The sequence below is a fragment of the Paenalicyclobacillus macrosporangiidus genome, from assembly GCF_900116805.1.
GTDB lineage: Bacteria > Bacillota > Bacilli > Alicyclobacillales > Alicyclobacillaceae > Alicyclobacillus_H > Alicyclobacillus_H macrosporangiidus.
This window is the reverse complement of the sequence record NZ_FPBV01000009.1, coordinates 23,720-44,811: the sequence shown is the minus strand read 5'-3', so window position 1 is coordinate 44,811 and position 21,092 is coordinate 23,720. Positions and strand designations below refer to the sequence as shown.

Here is a 21,092-nt window from a genome sequence, read left to right as displayed (position 1 = left end):
ATGACCGAAGCGACGGCAACCCGGACCGACGCCCAGGCGACGGCCCCAGCGAAGCAGACGAAAAAGGTACATCTGATTATCGAGCGGCAGGACAATCCGAACTCTCAACCGTACACGGAAGAGTTTCTGGTCGACTATGTGCCGGGCATGAATGTCATCGCCTGCCTGATGGCGATTCAGCGCAATCCCGTCAACAAGGACGGCAAGCCCGTCGCACCGGTGGCGTGGGAGATGAACTGCCTCGAAGAGGTGTGCGGCGCCTGCATGATGGTGATCAACGGCAAGCCCCGGCAGGCATGTTCCGCCATCGTCGACAAGCTGCAGCAGCCGATCCGCCTGAAGCCGGCGCGCACCTTCCCGGTGGTGCGGGACCTGGTGGTGGACCGCAGCCGGATGTTTGAGGCGCTGAAGAAGATCAAGGCGTGGATCCCGATTGACGGCACGTACGACCTGGGGCCCGGACCGCGCATGCCGGAGCGGGATCGCCAGTGGGCGTACGAGCTGTCCCGCTGCTTCACGTGCGGCGCGTGTGTGGAGGCGTGCCCGAACGTCAACGAGCGCAGCTCGTATATCGGGCCGTTCGCCATCTCGCAGGCGCGCCTGTTCAACGCGCATCCGACGGGAGCCATGCACCGCGAGGAGCGGTTGGAGGCGTTGATGGGCGAAGGCGGCATTCACGAGTGCGGGAACTCCCAGAACTGCGTGCAGGTCTGCCCGAAGGGCATTCCGCTGACGACGTCCATCGCGGCGATGAACCGTCAGGTGACCTATTACGCCTTGGGATCCTGGCTGAAGAAATAAACCGAACGGATCTGGGCCGGCGGAGCGGGGTATCCCGCGTCCGCCGGTTTCTTTTTGATGCAAACGGGTTTACCGGGGCTGGCCTGCGCCGATACTGGACCTTGAGGTGGTACTTTGTGCGCAGGCTGGAAGCAGGTTTGGTGGTGGCGATGGCGACGCTGACGGTGATGGCCGCTGCCAGCGTGTTGACGACAGGCGTGCCGTCCTCCGGACGGGTGGACGGGATGATCCGAAGCGGGTGGAACTCGATGGTTCGCTGGATGCGGGCGGAACCGGCGGTTACTCCGGCGACGCAGGACACGCGGGGGAACGTGCCCGCGGGCCCGGCGGCACCGGCCCCCGGCGCGGACAGCGGCGACTCTGTGACTGGCTCCGGGGTGGACGGCGGAACCACGGCAGGGACGGGTCAGGCAGGGGACGCGGAGGCGGCGGCCGGTACGGGGGCCGGGGCCGTGGGAACGGGAGTCGCCGGGGCAGGGGACGAGGCGGGGGATGCCTCGGGGGACGGTACCGGGGGTCTGGGCACATTGCCAGGGGACGGTGCCGGGCAGGCCGGCGCACTGATGTGGTCCAGCGCCGATATCCAGGCGTTGGAGAGCATTTTGATCCGGGCGGCGGCACAGATCCAACCCGCAGACCTGCAACGGCTGGCGGGGGACCTGTTGTCGGGAGACTCGGCCAAGGCACAGTCGGACTTCTCCGCATGGGCGCAGTCGCATCTGCCGGAAGCCGACCGGGCATGGATCACGGAGCATTTCCAAGGCGCCCGGGCATTTGACGGCAGCGATGTGGTGTTGCTTCAGCAGGCGGCGTCCCAACTGTGGTCCGAGCTGACGCCCGATGAGCAGGCGTTGGTGGCGTCACGGGTAGGCGACTGGCTCCTTCCGCAGGGTGACGCCAGGGAGGGGAGCGGCACGCTGGTCTCCGCGGAAACCGCAACAGGATCCGGGCCTTCGATGGGGACCCGAATCTACCCGGAATGACTCCGCCGCAGACGGAGGTCAGATGAAAGATGTGCGGGCGCGCCCGGTTGACACGGGCGCGCCTCGTCCTGCATAATTGGGGTGATTTCTCGGCATTGTTCATAGGATTTGTTGTCTACGGAATTGTCGATCGTCGACAATCCGGAGGCAGACCGCTCGGGAAGCGCTTCCGGTCCTGCTCGCCAATGTGTTGTCAAACGTGCGTTTTTTGGGCAGGGAAGAAAGCGGTTTCCTGAGAGAAGGGGAGGTGGCCAGGTCCAGACGTTCGCAAATGGAGTGAGTGTGTCACATCCGACTGGATTGGCCAGAGAAGAGACTGCACGACAGGGGGATTGACAGAATGGCGCAAGTTCAGGGCGCGCAAGCCGAGATCCGCCAGACGCAGGTCCGGCGGGCGGCCATCGCCAGCACCATCGGCACGGCCATCGAATGGTATGACTATTTCTTGTACGGTACCGCAGCGGCTTTGGTCTTTCCGAAATTGTTCTTCCCGAATTCCGATCCCTTTATCGGCCAGCTGCAATCGTTTGCAACCATGTTTTTGGGCTTTGTCGCCCGTCCCGTCGGGGCGGCGATCTTCGGGCACTACGGTGACCGGTTGGGCCGCAAGGCGACGCTCATCATCACGCTGCTGCTGATGGGCTTGAGCAGCGCGGCGATGGGGATTCTGCCCACCTACGCGGCCATCGGCGTGTGGGCACCCGTCATTCTCATCGTCTTGCGCATCCTGCAGGGCATCGGCGTCGGCGGTGAATGGGGCGGTTCCGTGCTCATGTCGATGGAATGGGGCCATCACCAGCGGCGCGGCCTGATGGGCAGCTGGCCACAGCTGGGCGTTCCTCTGGGGCTGCTGTTCTCGTCGCTGTTCACGAGCATCTTTATCGCCATCAGCGGAAGCGCATTCAACACCTGGGGTTGGCGGATCCCCTTCCTGCTCAGCCTGGTGATGGTCCTCATCGGTCTGTTTATCCGGCTGCGCGTGATGGAGACGCCGCACTTCCAAGAGGTGGTGCAACGCCAGAAGGTTGTGAAGGTGCCGGTCATCGAAGCCATCAAGTCGCATCCGAAGGAGATCATCCTGTCCGCGCTGGTGCGGATGGCGGAGCAGGCGCCGTTCTACCTGTTCATCACCTTCATCCTGAGCTATGGCAGCACGTACATGCACTACAACAAAGGTTTCCTGACTAACGCCACCACGGTGGCCGCGGTGTTGTCGCTGTTCACGGTGCCATTCGCCGGATATCTGTCCGACCGCATCGGACGGCGCAAGATGTACGCCATCGGGACCGTGTTGGTGCTGCTGTACGCGTATCCGTATTTCTGGATGGTCAACACCGGGATCGCCGCGCTGGCGTTCATCGCCATCGTCATCTCGTTGATCCCGCACGACTTCCTGTACGGTCCGCAGGCGGCGCTGATTGCGGAGAACTTCCCGTCGCATTTGCGGTACAGTGGCGCATCGCTCGGTTATCAGTTGGCCAGCGTGATCGCCGGCGGTCCGGCGCCGCTCATCGCCACCTGGTTGATGCACAAGTATGGCAGTTCGTCGGCCATCAGCGCGTACATTGTCTTCAACGCGGTGGTGACGCTGATTGCGCTGGCGTTCCTGAAAGGGCGCAGCGAAGAGGAGATTGTGCGCGAGTACAGGAGCGCCGAGAGTCACCTGCAAGCGTGATCACAACGGGACATCTCTCCTCTCCTCGCCACGAGTCGGCAGGCTCCCTTGCGGAGCCTGCTCGCTTTTTGCCCATGTTTTCTGGCTGCCGCACACGAAACAAGCCTCCAACATACTATACCCTGACTGTATCCCATTCTTGTACACCGACCGGCAAGGAGGGATAAAGGATGTCTTCCGGGAGTGAGTTGCGAGGCAAGTCTCTGCTCACCAACCGTGAGCGGGAAGTCTTTGAATTGCTTGTTCAAGACAAGACCACGAAGGAGATCGCCGCCCAACTGTTCGTCAGCGAGAAGACGGTTCGGAACCACATTTCGAATGTTATGAAGAAATTGAATGTGAAAGGGCGGTCCCAGGCCGTGGTGGAACTGGTCCGGCTCGGTGAATTGAACATCTGAGGTCGGTGCCCCTACCCTCCCGTGTAGGGGTTCTCCGTTCCGTTGACTCGGGATTGAACGGAATGATATCATTATGGGCAACACAGTCACGCAGACAGGGGTGACGCCGTGGATCCCGTGTTCGCCCATCAGGTCGCGGAGATCGAACATCACCTGCGGCAGATCGCAGGGGTCGTTCGGCGACGAGGCCGCATGTTGCTCGATCAGCACCAGATCACACCCCCACAATTTGACGCGCTGTTGATTCTGGATCGGAACGGAGATCTCACCATCGGGGATCTGAGCAGCCGACTGTATCTGGCGTACAGCACCACGACGGATCTGGTGGATAGACTGGAGCGTTCCGGGTTTGTGGCCCGGGAGCGGGATCAGGCAGACCGGCGCGTGGTGCGGGTGCGGTTGTTGCAAAAAGGGGCGGACATCATCGAACGCGTGCTTGACGCCCGGCGGGCGTACCTCGCAGGGGTCCTGGAATCGCTGAGCCACTCCGAGCGGTCGGAAATCCTGAGAGCGTTGGATCTGTTGAACGACAAGATTTCGGGAGACTGAACCGCGCTGTGCGTGTCTGCGCACAGCGTTTCGTTTTCCCGGGTTGCAGGGTGGATTCTGTATGCTCGATGTGATCTATGTCGCGACGCGTAATCGCCACAAGGTCGAGGAGTTTCGCGAGCTGTTGGCACCGGTGACCGCCAACGTTCGCCCCCTTCCCGACGAGGCTGGGACATGCCCGGAAAATGGTGCTTCGTTCGAAGCGAATGCCGTGGAAAAGGCGGTTTTCTACGCCCGGTATTGCCCAGGCTGGGTGTTGGCGGACGACTCGGGCATCTGCGTCGACGCGCTGGGCGGGGCCCCGGGGGTGATGTCCGCCCGGTACGCCGGCGTCCATGGGGACAGCGCGGCCAACAACCGGAAGCTGTTGTCTGCCTTGGCCGAGGTTCCTGCTGAAGAGCGGAAGGCGGAATTCGTCTGCGCAATCGCGGTTTGGAATCACGCGCTCGGTCGCGGCTTGGTGGTCCGTGGGACCCTCCGCGGTCAGGTCGCGACGGAGTTGTCCGGCTCCGGTGGATTCGGGTACGATCCGCTGTTTTACGTTCCCGAATTAGGCAAGACGTTGGCTGAACTGACGGCCGAGGAGAAGAACCGCTGGTCTCACCGGGCGCGCGCGGTGGATGCTTTGATCGCGGCGTGGAAGGGGGATGTCCCGTGAGGCTGTGCGTGGTCAGCGATACACATCGCCACCGGCACGAGCTGTTGACGGCGATCAAGAGCGCGCAACCGTTGGACGCCATCCTGCACGCCGGCGATGAGACATCCGACGTGGAGTGGCTGGCAGAACGTGTGGATTGGCCCATCTACGCGGTGGCGGGCAACTGGGATCGCCCCACACCGGCGTACCCCTTGGAGCGCGTCATCACCGATTTTGGTCCGCCGATGTATCTAACCCACGGCCATCATCTGCGTGTCAAGGAAGGCTTGGGCGGTCTGGTGGCGCGGGCCCAGGCGTGCGGGGCCCAGGTCGCGGTGTTCGGACACACCCACATCGCCTTGGCGGCCGTACAGTCCGGATGTCTGCTCCTCAATCCGGGCAGCCTGTCCATCCCCCGGGGCCGGCGAGAGCGAACGTTTGCTCTGCTGGAGCTGGAGCCGTCGGCGGGCGGACACGGATACGATGTGCGGGTATCGCATTGGACGGCTGCCGGAGACATGACCAACGCCACGCTGCGCGTGCACCTGCCTGCCTCCACGACGTCGTCTTGATCACGGATGCGGTTTTCGGCTACACTGGCTTCGACGGGGAGTCTTCCAGGCGTTCTCGGAATCGCTCGTCCGCCACGAACCATGGTCGGGCAGGTCCATCATGTCTCAGTAGCTCAGCTGGATAGAGCAACAGCCTTCTAAGCTGTGGGTCGGGGGTTCGAATCCCTCCTGAGACGCCAACCTAATCCTTTGAGATCCCTTGTGCCACAAGGGATTTTCTTTTTGCCAGGTTTGCATCTTTGGGCTGCTCTTAAGCCGTTTGGGAACGGATTGGGAACGAAATCAAGAGGAGCGGGAACGAGACAACGGGTTGAGCTTTTCAAGTCTATCGGCAGCTTCACGACTGACCAGGTCTGATTCATGCGTGTACAGGTCAGCCGTAGTGGACAGTCGCGTGTGCCTCAGCCGCTCCTGAATGGTCTTCAAGTCCACGCCTTCCTCGCGCAGCAGCATCGCTGTGGTGTGTCGCAGGTCATGCAGCCGAATGCGGGGAAGGTTATGTTTGGAGAGGAACCGCCGCCAGTGCAGGGATGGGGTATCCGGATACAGCTTGTCCCCAAACCCATTATGGAAAAGGTACTGCTTATCCCCGCCGCGCCACTGCGGGCCTAGCAAAAGACGCTCCTGCATCCAGTGGCGTCGATACTGTGCCAGCTCCGCCATGTACCAACGGGGCATGGGGACGAAGGCTGCGGACTCTTCCGTTTTGAGTTCAGCCTCGACCGGGCGCCCCTGTTCGTCCATAGAAATCTGCTTTTCAACGTGAATCCCGCCACGTTCAAAGTCGACCTGGTGCCATTCTACTCCCAACATCTCGCCACGGCGGAAACCACCCAGGAGCACTCCGAGATAATACAGCCGCCAATGTTCTGGCTCGTCGTTCAAGGCGACAATTAGGTCTGCGGCTTCCTGCCACGTGTACGCCTTCTTCCGGGCTTTGAGGGCCTTTTTCTCACGCTTGTCAGGAGTCGGGCGCTGCACGCCATCCATAGGATTGCTCGGGATGACCTTCCACCGCTCTGCTGCGTCGAAGATGGATTTGAGCGTCTTATAGATGTTCAGCAGCGTGTTGGTCGCCAGAGGCTTGTCTCGGCCATCCTTACGCCCCTCGGTCCGCAGGCTCGTAAAGAACGAGACAATGTGCATGGTACGGATCTTACTCATTTCCATGTGCCCGAAGACGGGCAACAGGCGTGAGCGGATGTAACCCATGTAGTTCTTTCGGGTGTACGCGCCGAGGTTGATGTCAGCGTAGTTCGTCTTCCACGTCTCCACGAACTCAGCGAAGGTCACGCGTTCAGGTTTGAGGTATTGCCCGGATTCGATCTCCTGACGAAACCGGGCGAGCTCCATGTCCAGATAGTCTTGCAGCCGACGTTTAGACTTGAGGATGGCCTCGTCGTCAACGCGGATGGTCCGGCGGTACTGGATGCGCTTACCCGTTGCGTCATAGCCACCTTCAACGATAAGGCGCCAAGAGTTCTTACCGCGCTTTTCGATGCTTGGCATCGACTGCTCCTCCCTTTAGCAGAGTCCTAGACTGAGCGCTCTGTCACATTACATATGCACCACCGCCTTTCGGGACCGATCTAATCGCTTGAGGCGCATCAACTCATTCGGTATGCCATATTGAGCGGCAATCTCCCGCGCTGTTACCGGATCACAGAATCTGACGAGCTCGAGCTCCTCATCAGGCAAAAGCAACTCGACCGCAAATTCATTGGCTTCCCGCTCGATTCTGTCAATAGAGAATAACGTGCTCCGCCTCAGAAACGGCGTATTGACTTTCGGATGCAGGATCGCGTGACCTAGTTCATGGGCACACACAAACCGTCTCAAGGGCCCGTCCAGCGACCAATTGAGGTGGATGATGTGAATTCTCCTGCTGCTAATGTGGTAACCAAGGATATTACCCAATCGCTCTGTAATGATTACGATGCCCCGCTTATCGGCGATCAAGAATGGATCGTTCGTTCTGTACCGGCTTACCAATCGCTTCACACAGGTCTTGATGTCCATCCGCGTCACCCATACCCCAAAAGTTCAGTTCCTATGTTTGTGCGGCGTGAACTTTTTCTTCGCGATCTGCCTGGCAAGGCGAAGCGAGTTCTCCAGTGAAATACGGAGAAGTTCCTTATCCTCCTCTGTCAGCGGTTCCCCATCAAACGCAAGCGCCGAGTTGCTCTCCAAAGACGACATAATCCGCTCCAGCTCGCGCGCGATGTCGCGTTCTTCTTTGGAACTCAGGACATCCTTATTTGCGGTTTGCGTAGACTCACGAACCGCAAAAGCGCCGCGAGCTCTCTCTCCGGGCCCGTCATAAGCTGGCCGCTCCTGCCGCGCATATGCGTCCGCAAGTATCTTGCGGTCCATATCCAGAACCTTTGCAAGTCGATCAATGAGACCGTCAGGTTCATAATCCTCTGGGTCAGGCACCTTGTTATCCAGGGATTGCAAATCTGCAGCAGGAATTCCTGTCTTCCCGGAGAGCTCTTCCCACGACATGCCGAGTGCATTCATGCGATTTTCGACCAGCGCGCCAATTGAACGCCCGAGGAGTACTTCGGTTGACACACCGAGTACGTTCGCCAACGTTTCGAGCACCTCGACGCTAGGGTTGTACCTATCGCGCTCGACATCCGCAAGATACGAACGCGACATATGCGCCAATTTGGCGAGCTTCTCCTGCGTAAGCCCCCTCAACTTTCGATACCGCTTGATGTTTTCCCCGAGGGGCATTCTCGGGCCTCCCCCCTATGTCGGTGTTTCCGACATCATTCACAGTATACCCAGTCATTGACGTGAATTTAAGTTGTATAATGACGGAAATACAAGACATGATGGGATTTTTGACGTAAATACAAGATACACGTGTCTATTTCACGATAATGCTCTGAAACTGCCCTTATTTGTCTTTTACTAAAATGACGTGAATACCGTACATTCATGTCGTGGGAGGTGATGAGAGGTGCTTGACAAGAAAGCGCTCGGCGCGGCGATCAGACAACAGCGCAAGGATAAGAAGCTCACGCAAGAGCAGTTGTCCGCCAGCACCGATCTCTCTCGGAGCTATCTGGCCGACATTGAGGCTGGACGCTACGCTCCAAGTGTAGATGCGCTTTCAAGGATCGCGCAGTCACTGGACATGGACCTCAACATTGTCAAGCGTCTCAATGCTCAGGAGCAGGTGACGCAGTAATGTCACTCTTCGAACAAGCCATGGACGAGATGCGGGCCAGCATTGTCGACGAACTCGAACAACGCATTTGGGAGCGTCTTGAACCACGGATCCAGCAGGAACTTTTGGCGCGCCATATGTCGGTGGCTGAACTAGCAAAGTACCTTCACGTGTCCGATTGGACGGCGCGCCGGCTCATTCGAGAGCGTACCATCCCGTCATTCCGGGTTGGTGGTCAAATCTTCGTCCGGCAGATGGATGTGGATGAGTGGATCAGGAAGCAAGTGGAGGGAGCGAGGGAGTCATAGGGACTTGCACGCTTGCGTATGAAACGCACACCTATCAAACGTGAGACGCCGATCAATGTGCGACGCACCTTGGGAAATGCCAAACCAATGACAAACGAGGAATTATTGGGAGGTGACCCTTTTGCCATCGACCTACACAGCCTGTGCCTACTGCGGTTGCCAAGACACCGACACACGCCGCGAATGCCTGTCCGAATACGGCATGGGCTGGTACTACGAGGAGTACGCCGTGTGCGCGAACTGCGGCACGGAATGGGTCGAGGCTGAGTGGTGCAGTGAGTGCGGTCAGCGTCTCGACCATTGCGACTGCGACCGGTGCGACGAGTGCGGCGAACTGATCGACGACTGCTCCTGTGCCGACCGTTGCGCTGAGTGCCACGAATGGACGGAGGACTGCCGGTGCGAAAAGGCGCAACGCTGTTCGGCCTAGGCCGGACCCGCCGGGCGTTTGGGAGCGCGCCGCGGGGATGGAGCGGGTCACGAGCGGGGTACGGATGCTCTGACTACAAGGTACACGCAATCAGGGGTTTCTAGATAGATATGGGAATATTCCAGTCCCTACATAATTCGACATGGAGAAGGGGGGAGGCGCATGAACGACTTCGAGATCGGCCGCGCGTTGCGGGCGCTGCGTTTGGGGGCGGGCGTGACGCAGGAGTATGTGGCGTACTTGGCGGACACCACGCAGGCACAGATCGCCCGGATCGAGCTTGGTTCACGCGGGGCGACGCTGCGGATGCTGCGCGGCTACGCGCGGGCGGTCGGGGACCCGGAACCGGTGTTGAGGCTGTGCGAACTGGCCATCGCCGAGGACCGGGCGAGGAAGAGCGCGTGAGGCTACGAGGAAGAGCGTGGCGGAGGGGTCGGGTCATCGGTGCGACCGACGAGGTAGTCAAGGCTGACGTTGAAGAAGTCGGCGAGTTTGATGAGGCCATCAAAATCTGGCTTGCGTTCGCCGGTTTCGTACCGACGGAGATTGCGATACGTCACACCAAGAATCGCAGCAAGGTCCTTTTTGGACACACCGTTTGTCTCAATCAATTCACTCAATCGTTCGGCAAAGTTGGCCAAAACAATTCACTCCGATGGCTTGACATGACCTTTTAGGTCATATAAAGTAAAGACACCAACGTGACCAATAAGGTCACATATCAACAAGGCGGTGGTGATGTGAAGCAGCTAAACCAAGTCGCTCGAACTGCACGTGAAGCCAAAGGCTACACGCAAAAGCAAGTCGCGACGATGCTTGGGATCGCACTCCGTTCGTACCAACGGTTTGAATACGGCGAACGCAACCTGAGCATCGACAAGTTGTTTCGGCTAGCCGACATCCTGGATGTCAACGTGTACGAACTGGCCGGCCGAGATTCCAAGACCGCGTAAGGAGTGACACCCGTGACCACGGACGACGCGAAGATCGAACTGGCACAAATTTACCTGGCGGAAGCGAAGCGGCTGAGACGCTACGATCTGCCGGAAGCGGCGATTATGGTTCGGTCGTTGGAGGCCGCCTCTGAGATGCTGTTGGAAAACGTTCGGCGTCGCCAATCCAACGAGTTACAAACAAGCTCCAATCATCTCCTTTGATGATGAGCATGGTTGGATCATGCACGAGTTCTCCGTGAGCGATCTGAATGACACCACCATCGTACACGACAAAGACACTGCCGTCGTCGAGGACGGTGATGTGGTCAATGACGGTATCGAACATGTTGATGACCTGCTTGTCATGCAGGATAAGCTGGCACCGGACATCGTGGTGGAGGAATTTGGACAGATCGCGTTCGAGAGCCGCGGTCAAGGTCAGGACTCCTTTCGGGTAGGAGTGAAGGCTTCAATGAGCCTGAGTATCGCCTCTCGTTGTTCGGGAGAAAGACGGTTCACTTTGTCACACAGTCTGCGAACTTCAGGAGGCATTTCATCATGATGGTCTTCTGCAAAGAATTCGGAAAGGGTGATTCCGAACACAGAGCAAAGACGCTCCAACGTATCCAGCGACGGCTTGTTCTTACGGTTTAGGATGTCGCTCAGGCTTGCTTGGCCGACCCCAGCGGCCTTAGCGAGCTGGTTAGCCGTCATTCCCGCAGCTTCGCGGAGTCGGTTGATGCGGTCCGCAATGTCCAAGGTATCAACACCCATCGGATTTCCGATTGTCTTATCGAGCAGGCTAACACAACCACAGCAAGATTCAAGTGAAGTATTATCGGAAAACCGTTGACGCATGTTCGGATATCCGATACTATGAAATCAAGCAAGGAGGTGCACATGGTGATTCGGCTTCGCGAGTTTCGTAAAGCCAAAGGGTTGACGCAATCGGACCTGTCCAAGCTGTCAGGCGTTCCGCAATCGGTAATCAGCGACATTGAGACAGGAACAGCCAAAAACCCAACAGTCACTGTGCTTGCGAAACTCGCCAAAGCGCTCGGGGTCACATTGGACGAATTGGTTGACATGGAGGAGGTGACGACGAATGCACGCGTCAGCTAAACAGCTTGACGACGTTAACACTCTGATCGCCCGTCTCTGCGACGGAGACCGACACGATCCACAGGAGCGGAGCCGGTACACGATTCGCGATGTGGAGGAAATGGCGGAATCGACAAACAGCGAGGAACAAAAGAAGGTGTCTCTCTGAACGGAGACACAAAAGAGGTCCAAGAACAATGCCAGTATATCGCGGGTTTCGCGGTGCTGGCAAGGGGGAGAGCGGGATGGAGGCCCTGACATACAGCAGAATCAGCATGCGCGCCCGTTGCCCGCAGCGTGAGCATTTCCACTACGACCTCTTGCTTCGCTCGAAGCAGGTGCAGTGGGCGCTGGACATCGGTTCCGCATTCCATCACGCCATGGAAATCTGGAACCGTGGCTGTTCGGAGGAAGAGGCCGTCACGGCGGCACTCGCCCACCTGGACGAGGTGGCAAATCGAATAGACGACGAGGCCGAATTGAACAAGCTGCCCGCGCAAAAGATTCGCGTTGAGGTCATGGTCCGGCAAGCGGTCCAGCGGTTCCCGCGGTACGAGCCGGTTGTGATCGAACATAAATTCGACCTGCCGATCAAAAATCCTTTGACTGGCCGCCCAAGCCGTACATTCCGTCTGGCGGGCAAGATCGACGGCGTTGTGCGGACACCGGACGGGAAGTATTGGTTGGTCGAGTACAAAAGCACCGGTCAGACCTTGGAACAGTTCAGGTTGCGATACGGATTGGACGCGCAGATTTCGCTCTACACCTTGGCGGCGCGCGACGCATTAGGGATTGAGGTTGAGGGTGCGCTTATCAGGGTTCTGGTTAAAAGCCGCTTCGAGCCGCGCAAGGGTGAAAGCCTGGAAGACTTCAAGGCCCGGCTAACAGCTACATACGAGGAGGAGAGCGAACGGTTTATCTCCGAGGACTTAGTTGTTCGCACACCGGAGCAGTTGGAGCAGACACGGTGGGAATTGTGGGCAGAGGTCCAGAGCCGCCTGTTCGACCAGAGACTTGGCGTCATCCGGCGCAACCCGCAGGCGTGCACCGACTTTGGGGGCTGTCCGTTCCGTGCGATCTGCCTTGGACTTCCGGGGTGGGAGGACATGTACTACACGGCGGATACGCAGCACGACGAGTTGTCCGGGGACGGTCAGGAGGCGAAGACGGCGTGAAGACGACGTAGGCCGTGACCGACACCGTGGAGGAGACGCCCTGGGGCTCCGGCGTGTTGATGCACTGCAAGACATCGACAAGGCACTGAAACAACTCGCGAAGGAGGATGCATGATGAGCAATCTGGTGCAGTACGACGCGGCGCTGTTGCAGAAATTGGGGCTGAGCGAGCAAGAGGCGCAGGAATTGGAGGCCAACGGAGTTTCGCTTCAGGAATATGCGGAGATGGTTGGCAGCGATCTGGACTCTGAGGCAGATCAGATCGACGCCCGGCCGGTTCGCTGGCAGATCGTCCACGCCGCTCGGGCGTTCACGAACGAGGCGACGGGTGAGGTACGACAGACGCTTCGGGGCGTGGTGCCATACTTCCACGTGACGCGTGCGCTGTTCCTTGGGGAAGGGCAGGACCGCCCGGATTGCAGCAGCATGGACGGAAAGTACGGCGTGTACTTCGACGTGGAACTGAATCGGGAACAGCGCCGGGAGTGCGCGACGTGCCCATTCAACAAGTACGGTTCTGATCCAAAAGGCGGAAAAGGCAAGGCGTGCAAGGAGATGCGCCGCCTATTCCTCTTGGAGGAGGGCAGCAACATGTCAAGCGTCGTAACCTTGCCGCCGACGTCGCTCAAAGTTTGGGATCGGTTCGTTTCCGGGTTGCTTTACAAGGGTACGCCGCTGGCTGCCGTTGAAGTCGAGCTTTCGCTGGAGGCAAAGCAGAACGGCGCGCAAACCTGGTCGGTTCTGAAATCGCCGCAGATCGTCCGGCGCTTGTCGCCTGTCGAGTACGTGAAAGTCCGGTCGGTGCGCGAGGAACTGGAGCAGGCTGCGCAGCGGTACACCGTCGGACTGGACGATTACATGCAAGGAGCGGGCGACGAAGCCTCCGTGACCGCGGACGAGGCATCACGTACATCGGCGTAATCATACGCACAGTACCATGCCGGGCTGTGCCTGAACAGCCCGGCCCTGTGCCCATCAAAGAGGGGGATAAATTATGGGCCAATGGAGCAATCGGCTGCGGCAGTACGACTCGGCGTACCAACAATCCGAGGCTGCCACAAACCATATACCGGACGGGCGTTACAAGGTGGAGATCGAACGCGCGGAGATCCGCCCCAACACGTTCAGCGGCGATCTCGAACTGGTGCTGGACATGGTGATTATCGACGGGGATTACGCCGACCGGCACATCTTTAAGCGTCACAACCTGGAGCAGGAGCAGCGGTTCCCGTTCCTCAAGGGCGACCTGGAGACCTGCGGATTGTCACTGAACACGTTGTCCGAGCTGGAGGACCGGTTACACGAGCTTATCGGAGTAACGCTGGAAGTGTCGCTGCGGACTGTGCAGGGCAAGCAAGATCCGACGAAGACGTATCAAAACTGCTATGTCGTTCGCCGTCTTGAACGCAACGCGCAGAGCGCGCCGGAGCCCGTTACAGAGAGGGGAGACCCGTTCCTGGATTGATATGCAAAAATTTCATATACGATGATCAATATATTCGTAAGTCGTATAAACAGCGCTTTTGCAGTCATATCAAGGGTTTTCAGCAGGTACGCGAACATGTGTTCTGCCATACAGCCCTCCATATGGTGAGGGGCGCTTCACCGAATGTGCTCCGGAGATCCGGAACGCGAACGCCCAGGGGTTCGCCCCTGCGCCGGTTGATGCGACCGCGTGCAGGTGACACGGCTGCGGCGTAGTGCCTGATCAGCCCGTCGCGGCTGGGGGTTCGAGTCCCCCGTGGCCACATCACCCGGCGGAGCGGCGAACCTGAACACAAGTCGCGGGAAGGAGGTGTCGAGTGATGGGCGATAAATGCCGGTGTTGCGGTCGCGCGCTCACCGATGAGCGTTCCATCGCCAGAGGCATGGGACCGATCTGTTACGGACGCTCGGGCGGCGGCGTGTTTGACAAGGATTTGACGGTCGACGACGCGGAATGGGCACGTCGGAAGGCACTGTTGGAGCGCGGCGGGGAGATCGACCTGGGCGCCAATTGGCCCTATCTGGCGGAGGACGGGGTGCGCTATCAGATGCGGATCAGCGTCCGGTACCGGGATGGTAAGTACGAGGCGTACGGAGCACTAAACGACTGGGTGCGAGGAGTACAGCGTGAACTGCTCATTGATCGCGGCACGGATCTTCGCAGGGTTTACGAATCGGCCGTCCTGGCCGGGCCGCAGTACGCCGCTGCGGCCGAGTTCCAGCGACGGATGGAGGCCCGGCAAACTCGGAAAACGCGACGGTTCCGTGCGGAGAACATCGCATAACGCACAGGCGGCTTCGCCCCTGTGCCGGGTTGTCGAAGCGTACGAATGGCGCCGGAGTTAGCACCGGGGGCGTGGCGCTTGTCAGCCTGGCAGAGCGGCGAACCCGCTCTCTGGGCCGCGGGGACGCGCGGTTCGGATCTCTCCACTCCCCCGACCGGAGGAGGCGAGCGGTATGGCGCCGAGTTGGCGCAGCGATCCGAGGCCAGATCTTGTAGCGGATCATGCGCTGTGGCAGCGGCTGCTGCAAAGCGTCGACGACGCGGAACTGGGCTGGCTGCTGCACGGGGCGCGGGCGGCCGGTGCGACCATCGTGGTGTGCGAGGATGGCGTACCGAGGCTCAAGCCGCTCATCGACCCTGCGTTGGGCTATGCGAGTGCCGAAGCGTGGCGCGAATTTCGCGACCGCTACTTGCGGCCGTACTCGGCGGAGATAGCACGGGCGCTGTCCGTGCTGACGCAAGACGGCGGCAAGGCGAGCGCGTGAGGAATGCACGTGGAGGCTTGTACCTTGGCAAGTGAACATCGTGCTGGTTGTGTCGCTGTAGCGAACGCTGATGACTGTACCGGTGTACCATGGCGTCGGGCAATAGCTCTAAAAAATGGAAGGACGTCAGGGTGCGCTAGGGAAGAGTTGGCAAGTTGACAACGCGTCGTACCAAGACCACCAAACGTCAGGGGTGCGTCATAGGTGCGTCAGGGTGGCAAAACCCGAAAAACCCAGTATTCATGCGGGTGTGTCAGGGCGTCATACCAAAATCGATGATTACCCTTATATACAGATCACTGTCAAGAAACACTGTCAATCTTGACACTAGTTTCTCACAGTAAGAAACCATACATAGATGGAACAGGCTGGTTGAATCTTGACACTAATACATTACTCACAATCCATAAAGCGGTATTTGTTGTCAAGAAACCGGCTCTGTCAAGAAAAAAGAGCCGTATATCCCAAAAGAGTATGTCCATTCAGAATTGGGGGCGTGCCTCATGCCTCGCGAGTGCAAAGTGTGTGCATCGAAACTACGCAAGGAAGCGGAGAAACGCTGTAAAGATGGGCAATCGTACCGCAAGGTTGTGGAATGGCTTGCTGCACAAGGCGAGACGGTCAGCCACGAGGCGTTGCGCCAGCACATGACACAGCACGTCTTCGGCACGCCGGAACGCCATGACATCGAATTCAGCGTGGATGTCCGCACCCTGCGCGAATTCCTGGAGGCTTGGTTCGCACGCGTGCAGGACGGCCACATTGAGGTGCGCCCGATCCCCAACGACCGCACCGATAAGGACGCCGCGCGGCAGGCGGCACAGCTTCGCAAGTCGTTCCCGGTGTCGGACATTGACGCGCTGGCGGTGCATGTTACGGAGGGTTACAAGGCCGCGTCGCTGCTGCGTTGCGGCTGGTACTACGGCGTCTGTCCGCGAAAGACGGAGGTTCGCCGTGTGGCGGACGTATCGAGCGGCGAGGTTCGGGCGCGCTGGGTTGGCGGCGCGGCTGAGGACGTGGCGGCGTACCCCGGCGCGTGGGCGGACATCGACGATCACGGCGGTGATGACGACGCGGACCGAATAGAGCACGCGCAGCGCGCTCTGGAGGCGCTGTCCGAAACGGGTTACCCGCCGACGTTTGTGGTTCTCTCCGGCGGAGGGCGGGGACGGCACGTGTATTTCCGGTTCACGGAGCCTGTGGACGTGGACACAGGACGGCGGATCGTGCGCAAGTTGGCGGAGCTGCTTCGTTCAGACCCCAGTATTGCGGACCCGGCGCGGGTGATGCGGCTGCCTGGGACGCTGCATACCAAGACGAGTCGGGTGGTTCCGGTCTCCATCGAGCAATCACGTCCGGATGCGGAGTATCCGGGTGACGAGTTCGAGGCGACGCTGGACAGGCTCTTGGTCGAGTTCGGCGTCGTGAACGAAGAAGACAGGGAGACACCGGGAAAGGAGGCCGCTGACTGCGGCAACACCGTCAGCGGGCGCTGGGCGCCGGTGCCTCTGGAATATGTGGCGGACAAGCTGCCGCTCATCTGCGCGCGGTTCGCGGTGTACGCCACGGACCCGAACACGGTGAGCGAACCGGTGTGGCACCACATCGCAGGAACGCTCAAGTCTCTGAACCCAGCCCCCGCGCTGTGGCACGAGTGGAGCAAGGGCTACGACCTGGGTCCGGGGCGGCGATACAACTGGGCGGAGGCGCAACGCAAATGGCAGCAGAACAAGGGCGTGCCCATCAAGTGCGCGACGTTTGAGCGGGACGATCCAATGCCTGAATGCCGCTCGTGTCCGCATTGGAGTAAGAACACGAGCCCGGCGATGGTGATCAGGCGGCTGTACGCGGTGGAGCGTGGGGAACGCGGCGTGTACGGTGCGCCGAATGAGGCGGCTGTGACGTCGGTGGAGTCGGAGGTGGCGGATATGGGGGTGCCTGCAGAAACAAAAACGCCCGCCGTGGCGGTCCACGACGGACATGGGCCGGATTTCCGGCGCCGCGGCTTCGACCCGAAATTGGCCGCAGCGTGGGCATTCGCGTACCGGGACCGGTTCATCAAGACCGATCCCGAGACAGGCAAGCAGAAATTCTTGGAGTTCCGGTTTGTCAAGCAACTTCAGGAATCCTTTGGCTTGCACCACCTATACGATACCATCTATGGATTCAATGGTCAATACTACCAAGCCGTTGAGGAATTGATCATGCCGTTTATCTTGCGGGCACTAGACGCTGTGGCGCCGGAGTGGGCCAGACGAGACTACGCGCGCGACGTGGCGGCGACGCTGACGGATTTCGTGGCTGGGGAGCACAGAACGGATGGGGCCGCTGTGTATGGCGAGTGGGATGCGGAGCCATACATCGTCTTTCGCAACGGTGTGCTTGATCTGTCGGATCTGCCGAGCTTTCGGCTGGTGGACTTCAACCCCAGCTTCAAGTGCACCTGGCAAGTCAACGCCGAGTGGCGTGACGACTGGAATCCATCATCACAGTCTGACGCGATGCGGGCGGTGGATGAGTACCTGCTTACCACACTGCCGGACGACGATACACGGCAGGCGCTGCTGGAGTACCTAGGCTACTCACTGTGCAGGTTTGATACGTCGCAGCAACGCTACGCGCTGCTGTACGGCGGCGGACGCAACGGGAAGGGCGTGATGATCCGGGTATTGGAACGGCTGTTTGCCGGGTTTGTGGAGACAGTGACGTTGCAGGACTTGGCCAAAAACCGGTTTGCGACACACCGGCTCATCAAGGCGGCCGTGAACCTGGTCGGTGATCTGAGCGGAGAGAGGCTGGAGGACACGGAGACCATCAAGAAACTGACCGGCAATGACGTACTGACTGGCGAGCGCAAGTTCCACGACGCCTTCAGCTTTCGCCCGCGGGTAAAGCTGTGGTACGGCGCCAACGAACTGCCTTCAACGCCGGACCCGAGTTACGGGTTTTTCCGCAGGCCACTGGTCATCCCGTTCGATCAGCGGTTTGAGCAAAAGTACGGGGAAGAGTGGGAAGAACGCCTTAAGACGCCGGAGGCACTGTCGTACTGGGCGTGGCTGGGTATCAGTCACTACATCATGATGCGCTGTCGAGATGGAAAGCTGTACGAATCCCCGGCGATGAAGGCGGCGCTGATGGATTACTGGAAAGCCAACGACATCGTGATGATGGCCATTGAAGACGAGATCGTCGAGTTTGGGCAGGATTATCAGGTACCGCGTGAACTGTTGCATCTGGCGTTTGAAATCTATGCCAAGGACTTGGGCCGCAAGTCTCCGGGCGCAGCCAAACTCATGGAACGCCTGCGAAACGCTGCGCCTGTGTCTATCACGGGACGTCGCCTGCAAATAAACGGTGAGCGGGTCAATGTGTGGTGTGGCGTTCGGCTCGGGCAGGGAGGGCTGCAACTGAAGATCAGGCGCGAGGTCTACGACTCCGAAACGCGGCAGATCAAGTATGTCACGCTGCCGATCACGGAGGCTTACAAGCAGATGCGCGGAGAGCGCAAGGGAGGTGCGAGTGCGTGAAGACCCTGGTTTCCTCCGGCACCCGCCGTCTCCGGCTGCGGGACTACCAAGAAGCGGCGGTGCAAGCTGTCTACGAGTACGGCAAGCCGCGCCCTGTGCTTGTGGCGGCGACGGGGGCGGGAAAGACGGTGATCGCCTCCAAGATCGCCGTGGACCGCCTGAATCGCGGGCCGGTGCTGTTCCTCGCGCACCGGGACGAGCTGCTGGATCAGACACTGGAGAAGTTCGCCGCGGTGTACGATTCGTTCGGTGAGGCGGGGCGGCGGGTGACGGTGGGGCGGATTCAGGCGGAGGAGGACGACGTTGCGGCGGATTTCGCTGTGGCGTCGATCCAGACGATCTCGCATCCGGAACGCTTGTCCCACTGGATGGCCGCCCACGACACGACCCCGACACTCATCACCGACGAGTGCCACCATGCCAGGGCCGCGTCGTACATGCGGGTGTACGAGGCGCTGGGGTTCCTTGGCGACGGGGTGCGGGACGGGGCGCTGCACCTGGGCCTGACGGCGACGCCGTACCGAGCGGACGGCGCCGGGCTTCGCAAGGTGTTCGACGGGGTGGCGTACGCCATCGGCGTGATGCGGCTCATCGAGGAAGGGTATCTAGTACCGCCGAAAGCCGTGCGACTCGCCATTGTCGAGGGGCTGGACGAGGCGCGGCCGGGCGGGGACTGGACGGACCACGAATTGAGCGGCGTTGTGAATACGGCTTCGGTCAACGAACGGATCGTGGAGGCGTGGAAGGAGCACGCGCAGGACCGGCTCACCATCGCCTTCTGCGTGTCGGTGGAGCACGCCGAGGCCCTGGCGGCTGCGTTTGAGGCAGCCGGGGTAAAGGCGGCGACGGTGACCGGGGCGATGCCGAAGGACGAGCGCCGGGCGACGCTGGACGCGTTCTCGCGCGGCGAGGTCCGGGTGGTGTGCAACTACGGAGTGTTGACGGAAGGCTTCGACAGGCCGGAAGTGTCATGCCTCATTATGGCTCGGCCGACGACGAGCCACGGGCTGTACACCCAGATGGTCGGGCGGGGCTTGCGTCTGGCGCCGCATGTCGGAAAGACGGACTGCTTGGTGCTGGACGTGGTGGGCGTGACTGAACTGCACCAGTTGGTGACGGTGGACCGGCTGCTGACCGGGGCGGATGAAGCTGCTCCGGCGGCCGGGATGGATGGGCCACTCGGAATCGGAGGCGGCGGTTCGTCGAAGGTTGTGCCAGCGAGCAAGTTCCGGTGGGTGTGTGTTCGTGACGGTGTGTGGCTGGCGCGGGACTTCGCCGGGCGGTTCGTGCGCGTGGAGCGGTTGCCTGGGGAAGTGTGGCAGGTGGCTGCGGGAAGCTGGGCGTCGGCCAGGGAGAATGCGCGTCGGGCGGACAGCGGCCTCGAACCGGTACCGACGGGCGTGGACGTGGTGTACCAGGGCGCGGACGCGGAGATGGCCTGGGGATACGCCGCGACGTACGCGCGGGTGCATTTGCAGCGGCGAGCGGTGGAGGAGGGCGCGTGGTGGATGGACCTGCCGCCGACGGAAAAGCAGGTAGAGGCGTTGATGCGCCGCGGCATGTTGCCGCCCGCCACGCGGTGGGAAGCGATGGCGATGTTGACGCTGCCGACCCCACGGCAGATGTCGGTGCTGCGCCGGGTGTTCGCGCAGATGCGCCTGCCGGAAGCGATGCTGCCGGACACGATGGAGGAGGCGGCGGTACTGCTGGACGAGGCGGCGCGGCTCCGGCGCGGGGACCGGGCGGCGTTTCTGGGGAGTTACGCCAGGGCTCTGCCGCACAGGGTGAAGCTGTTCGCGGCAGGGGCTTCCGCAGCGAGAGACACCGCCGATGCCGTACAATCCGCTGTTTGATAGAAGGGCGGTATCCCTGGAAAGCACGGGTGGGGGGAGAGAAATGGCGAAGGGCACGAGGGCGACGGCGACACGCCGCAGGTCGCTGGACATTCCAGATCGACCGAAAATGCCTGACGTTTGTTGGGTGAAGTTCCCGGCCGTGAAAACTGCGGGCAGTATGCGTGTCACGTTTGAAAGTCTGGCAGCGCAATTGGCCCACCAACCTGCGACGCG

At 60.3% G+C, this 21,092-nt stretch carries 25 protein-coding genes, 1 tRNA gene and 2 pseudogenes; 22 read left to right on the top strand and 6 right to left on the bottom strand.

Features of this window, described 5'->3' with window-relative positions:
• From sdhB to BM357_RS09290, 8 genes are all read left to right on the top strand, one after another.
• Positions 1-801, top strand: coding sequence for a succinate dehydrogenase iron-sulfur subunit (gene sdhB, locus BM357_RS09325; protein ID WP_074952104.1), 801 nt, complete (start codon positions 1-3; stop codon positions 799-801).
• 116 nt (positions 802-917) lie between these two features.
• On the top strand, positions 918-1,784 hold the full coding sequence (locus BM357_RS09320) for a hypothetical protein (protein WP_074952102.1): 867 nt from the start codon (positions 918-920) through the stop codon (positions 1,782-1,784).
• A 340-nt stretch (positions 1,785-2,124) separates the two neighbouring features.
• A complete protein-coding gene (locus tag BM357_RS09315) occupies positions 2,125-3,459 on the top strand; it encodes an MFS transporter (protein WP_074952099.1) in 1,335 nt (444 codons plus the stop codon).
• Positions 3,460-3,629: 170 nt separating this feature from the next.
• A complete protein-coding gene (locus BM357_RS09310) occupies positions 3,630-3,857 on the top strand; it encodes a helix-turn-helix domain-containing protein (protein ID WP_029420070.1) in 228 nt (75 codons plus the stop codon).
• 108 nt (positions 3,858-3,965) lie between these two features.
• Entirely contained in the window at positions 3,966-4,406 is a 441-nt protein-coding gene (locus tag BM357_RS09305) for a MarR family winged helix-turn-helix transcriptional regulator (RefSeq protein ID WP_029420071.1), read from the top strand.
• A gap of 61 nt (positions 4,407-4,467) precedes the next feature.
• Complete coding sequence (gene rdgB, locus BM357_RS09300) at positions 4,468-5,064, top strand: RdgB/HAM1 family non-canonical purine NTP pyrophosphatase (protein ID WP_074952096.1); 597 nt, start codon at positions 4,468-4,470, stop codon at positions 5,062-5,064.
• Complete coding sequence (locus BM357_RS09295; RefSeq protein ID WP_074952093.1) at positions 5,061-5,615, top strand: metallophosphoesterase family protein; 555 nt, start codon at positions 5,061-5,063, stop codon at positions 5,613-5,615. Before rdgB ends, BM357_RS09295 begins: the two co-directional genes overlap by 4 nt.
• A gap of 102 nt (positions 5,616-5,717) precedes the next feature.
• A tRNA-Arg gene (locus tag BM357_RS09290) sits at positions 5,718-5,794 on the top strand.
• Positions 5,795-5,897: 103 nt separating this feature from the next.
• Here BM357_RS09290 and BM357_RS09285 read toward each other — a convergent pair.
• The 4 genes and pseudogenes from BM357_RS09285 to BM357_RS19835 all read right to left on the bottom strand — a co-directional run.
• Positions 5,898-7,124, bottom strand: a complete 1,227-nt coding sequence (locus tag BM357_RS09285; protein WP_074952090.1) for a tyrosine-type recombinase/integrase — start codon at positions 7,122-7,124, stop codon at positions 5,898-5,900.
• Positions 7,125-7,172: 48 nt separating this feature from the next.
• Positions 7,173-7,634 (bottom strand): ImmA/IrrE family metallo-endopeptidase, encoded by a 462-nt coding sequence (locus BM357_RS09280; RefSeq protein WP_074952087.1) that lies wholly within the window; start codon positions 7,632-7,634, stop codon positions 7,173-7,175.
• A 24-nt stretch (positions 7,635-7,658) separates the two neighbouring features.
• A complete protein-coding gene (locus BM357_RS20700) occupies positions 7,659-8,063 on the bottom strand; it encodes a hypothetical protein (RefSeq protein ID WP_074952290.1) in 405 nt (134 codons plus the stop codon).
• A gap of 117 nt (positions 8,064-8,180) precedes the next feature.
• Positions 8,181-8,354: pseudogene (locus BM357_RS19835) on the bottom strand (helix-turn-helix domain-containing protein); the annotation flags it as partial.
• 229 nt (positions 8,355-8,583) lie between these two features.
• On the opposite strand from BM357_RS19835, the gene BM357_RS09265 reads away from it, so the two are divergent.
• From BM357_RS09265 to BM357_RS09250, 3 genes are all read left to right on the top strand, one after another.
• Positions 8,584-8,814: a helix-turn-helix domain-containing protein gene (locus tag BM357_RS09265; protein ID WP_074952084.1), complete on the top strand. Its 231-nt coding sequence runs from the start codon at positions 8,584-8,586 to the stop codon at positions 8,812-8,814.
• Positions 8,814-9,101 (top strand): helix-turn-helix domain-containing protein, encoded by a 288-nt coding sequence (locus BM357_RS09260; protein ID WP_074952081.1) that lies wholly within the window; start codon positions 8,814-8,816, stop codon positions 9,099-9,101. Before BM357_RS09265 ends, BM357_RS09260 begins: the two co-directional genes overlap by 1 nt.
• Before the next feature lie 592 nt (positions 9,102-9,693).
• Positions 9,694-9,936 carry a helix-turn-helix domain-containing protein gene (locus tag BM357_RS09250; RefSeq protein WP_074952074.1) on the top strand — a complete coding sequence of 81 codons (243 nt, stop codon included), beginning with the start codon at positions 9,694-9,696 and terminating at the stop codon, positions 9,934-9,936.
• 2 nt (positions 9,937-9,938) lie between these two features.
• On the opposite strand, the gene BM357_RS09245 is transcribed toward BM357_RS09250, so the two are convergent.
• On the bottom strand, positions 9,939-10,172 hold the full coding sequence (locus tag BM357_RS09245) for a helix-turn-helix domain-containing protein (protein WP_035462539.1): 234 nt from the start codon (positions 10,170-10,172) through the stop codon (positions 9,939-9,941).
• Positions 10,173-10,232: 60 nt separating this feature from the next.
• On the opposite strand from BM357_RS09245, the gene BM357_RS09240 reads away from it, so the two are divergent.
• Genes BM357_RS09240 through BM357_RS20235 form a run of 3 tightly spaced genes read left to right on the top strand, consistent with a single transcriptional unit; the run spans position 10,233 to position 11,028 of the window.
• Entirely contained in the window at positions 10,233-10,484 is a 252-nt protein-coding gene (locus BM357_RS09240; protein ID WP_342741614.1) for a helix-turn-helix domain-containing protein, read from the top strand.
• 12 nt (positions 10,485-10,496) lie between these two features.
• On the top strand, positions 10,497-10,688 hold the full coding sequence (locus tag BM357_RS19300) for a hypothetical protein (protein WP_139234650.1): 192 nt from the start codon (positions 10,497-10,499) through the stop codon (positions 10,686-10,688).
• Between the two features lie 19 nt (positions 10,689-10,707).
• Entirely contained in the window at positions 10,708-11,028 is a 321-nt protein-coding gene (locus BM357_RS20235) for a hypothetical protein (RefSeq protein ID WP_245783923.1), read from the top strand.
• A gap of 23 nt (positions 11,029-11,051) precedes the next feature.
• Here BM357_RS20235 and BM357_RS20695 read toward each other — a convergent pair.
• Positions 11,052-11,240 (bottom strand): annotated as a pseudogene (locus tag BM357_RS20695) (helix-turn-helix domain-containing protein); the annotation flags it as partial.
• A gap of 129 nt (positions 11,241-11,369) precedes the next feature.
• On the opposite strand from BM357_RS20695, the gene BM357_RS09225 reads away from it, so the two are divergent.
• The 8 genes from BM357_RS09225 to BM357_RS09190 all read left to right on the top strand — a co-directional run bounded on the left by BM357_RS09225 (position 11,370) and on the right by BM357_RS09190 (position 20,876).
• Positions 11,370-11,588, top strand: coding sequence for a helix-turn-helix domain-containing protein (locus tag BM357_RS09225; protein WP_425426533.1), 219 nt, complete (start codon positions 11,370-11,372; stop codon positions 11,586-11,588).
• Between the two features lie 224 nt (positions 11,589-11,812).
• Positions 11,813-12,742: a RecB family exonuclease gene (locus BM357_RS09220; protein ID WP_074952062.1), complete on the top strand. Its 930-nt coding sequence runs from the start codon at positions 11,813-11,815 to the stop codon at positions 12,740-12,742.
• A gap of 114 nt (positions 12,743-12,856) precedes the next feature.
• Positions 12,857-13,663, top strand: coding sequence for a hypothetical protein (locus tag BM357_RS09215; RefSeq protein ID WP_051663490.1), 807 nt, complete (start codon positions 12,857-12,859; stop codon positions 13,661-13,663).
• A 73-nt stretch (positions 13,664-13,736) separates the two neighbouring features.
• Positions 13,737-14,207, top strand: coding sequence for a DUF669 domain-containing protein (locus BM357_RS09210; RefSeq protein ID WP_074952057.1), 471 nt, complete (start codon positions 13,737-13,739; stop codon positions 14,205-14,207).
• Between the two features lie 340 nt (positions 14,208-14,547).
• On the top strand, positions 14,548-15,012 hold the full coding sequence (locus tag BM357_RS09205) for a DUF6011 domain-containing protein (RefSeq protein ID WP_074952054.1): 465 nt from the start codon (positions 14,548-14,550) through the stop codon (positions 15,010-15,012).
• A 172-nt stretch (positions 15,013-15,184) separates the two neighbouring features.
• On the top strand, positions 15,185-15,496 hold the full coding sequence (locus BM357_RS09200; RefSeq protein ID WP_074952051.1) for a hypothetical protein: 312 nt from the start codon (positions 15,185-15,187) through the stop codon (positions 15,494-15,496).
• Between the two features lie 503 nt (positions 15,497-15,999).
• Positions 16,000-19,023: a phage/plasmid primase, P4 family gene (locus tag BM357_RS09195; protein WP_074952048.1), complete on the top strand. Its 3,024-nt coding sequence runs from the start codon at positions 16,000-16,002 to the stop codon at positions 19,021-19,023.
• A complete protein-coding gene (locus BM357_RS09190) occupies positions 19,020-20,876 on the top strand; it encodes a DEAD/DEAH box helicase (RefSeq protein ID WP_074952045.1) in 1,857 nt (618 codons plus the stop codon). The genes BM357_RS09195 and BM357_RS09190 overlap by 4 nt, the downstream gene beginning before the upstream one ends.
• Positions 20,877-21,092: the final 216 nt, after the last annotated feature.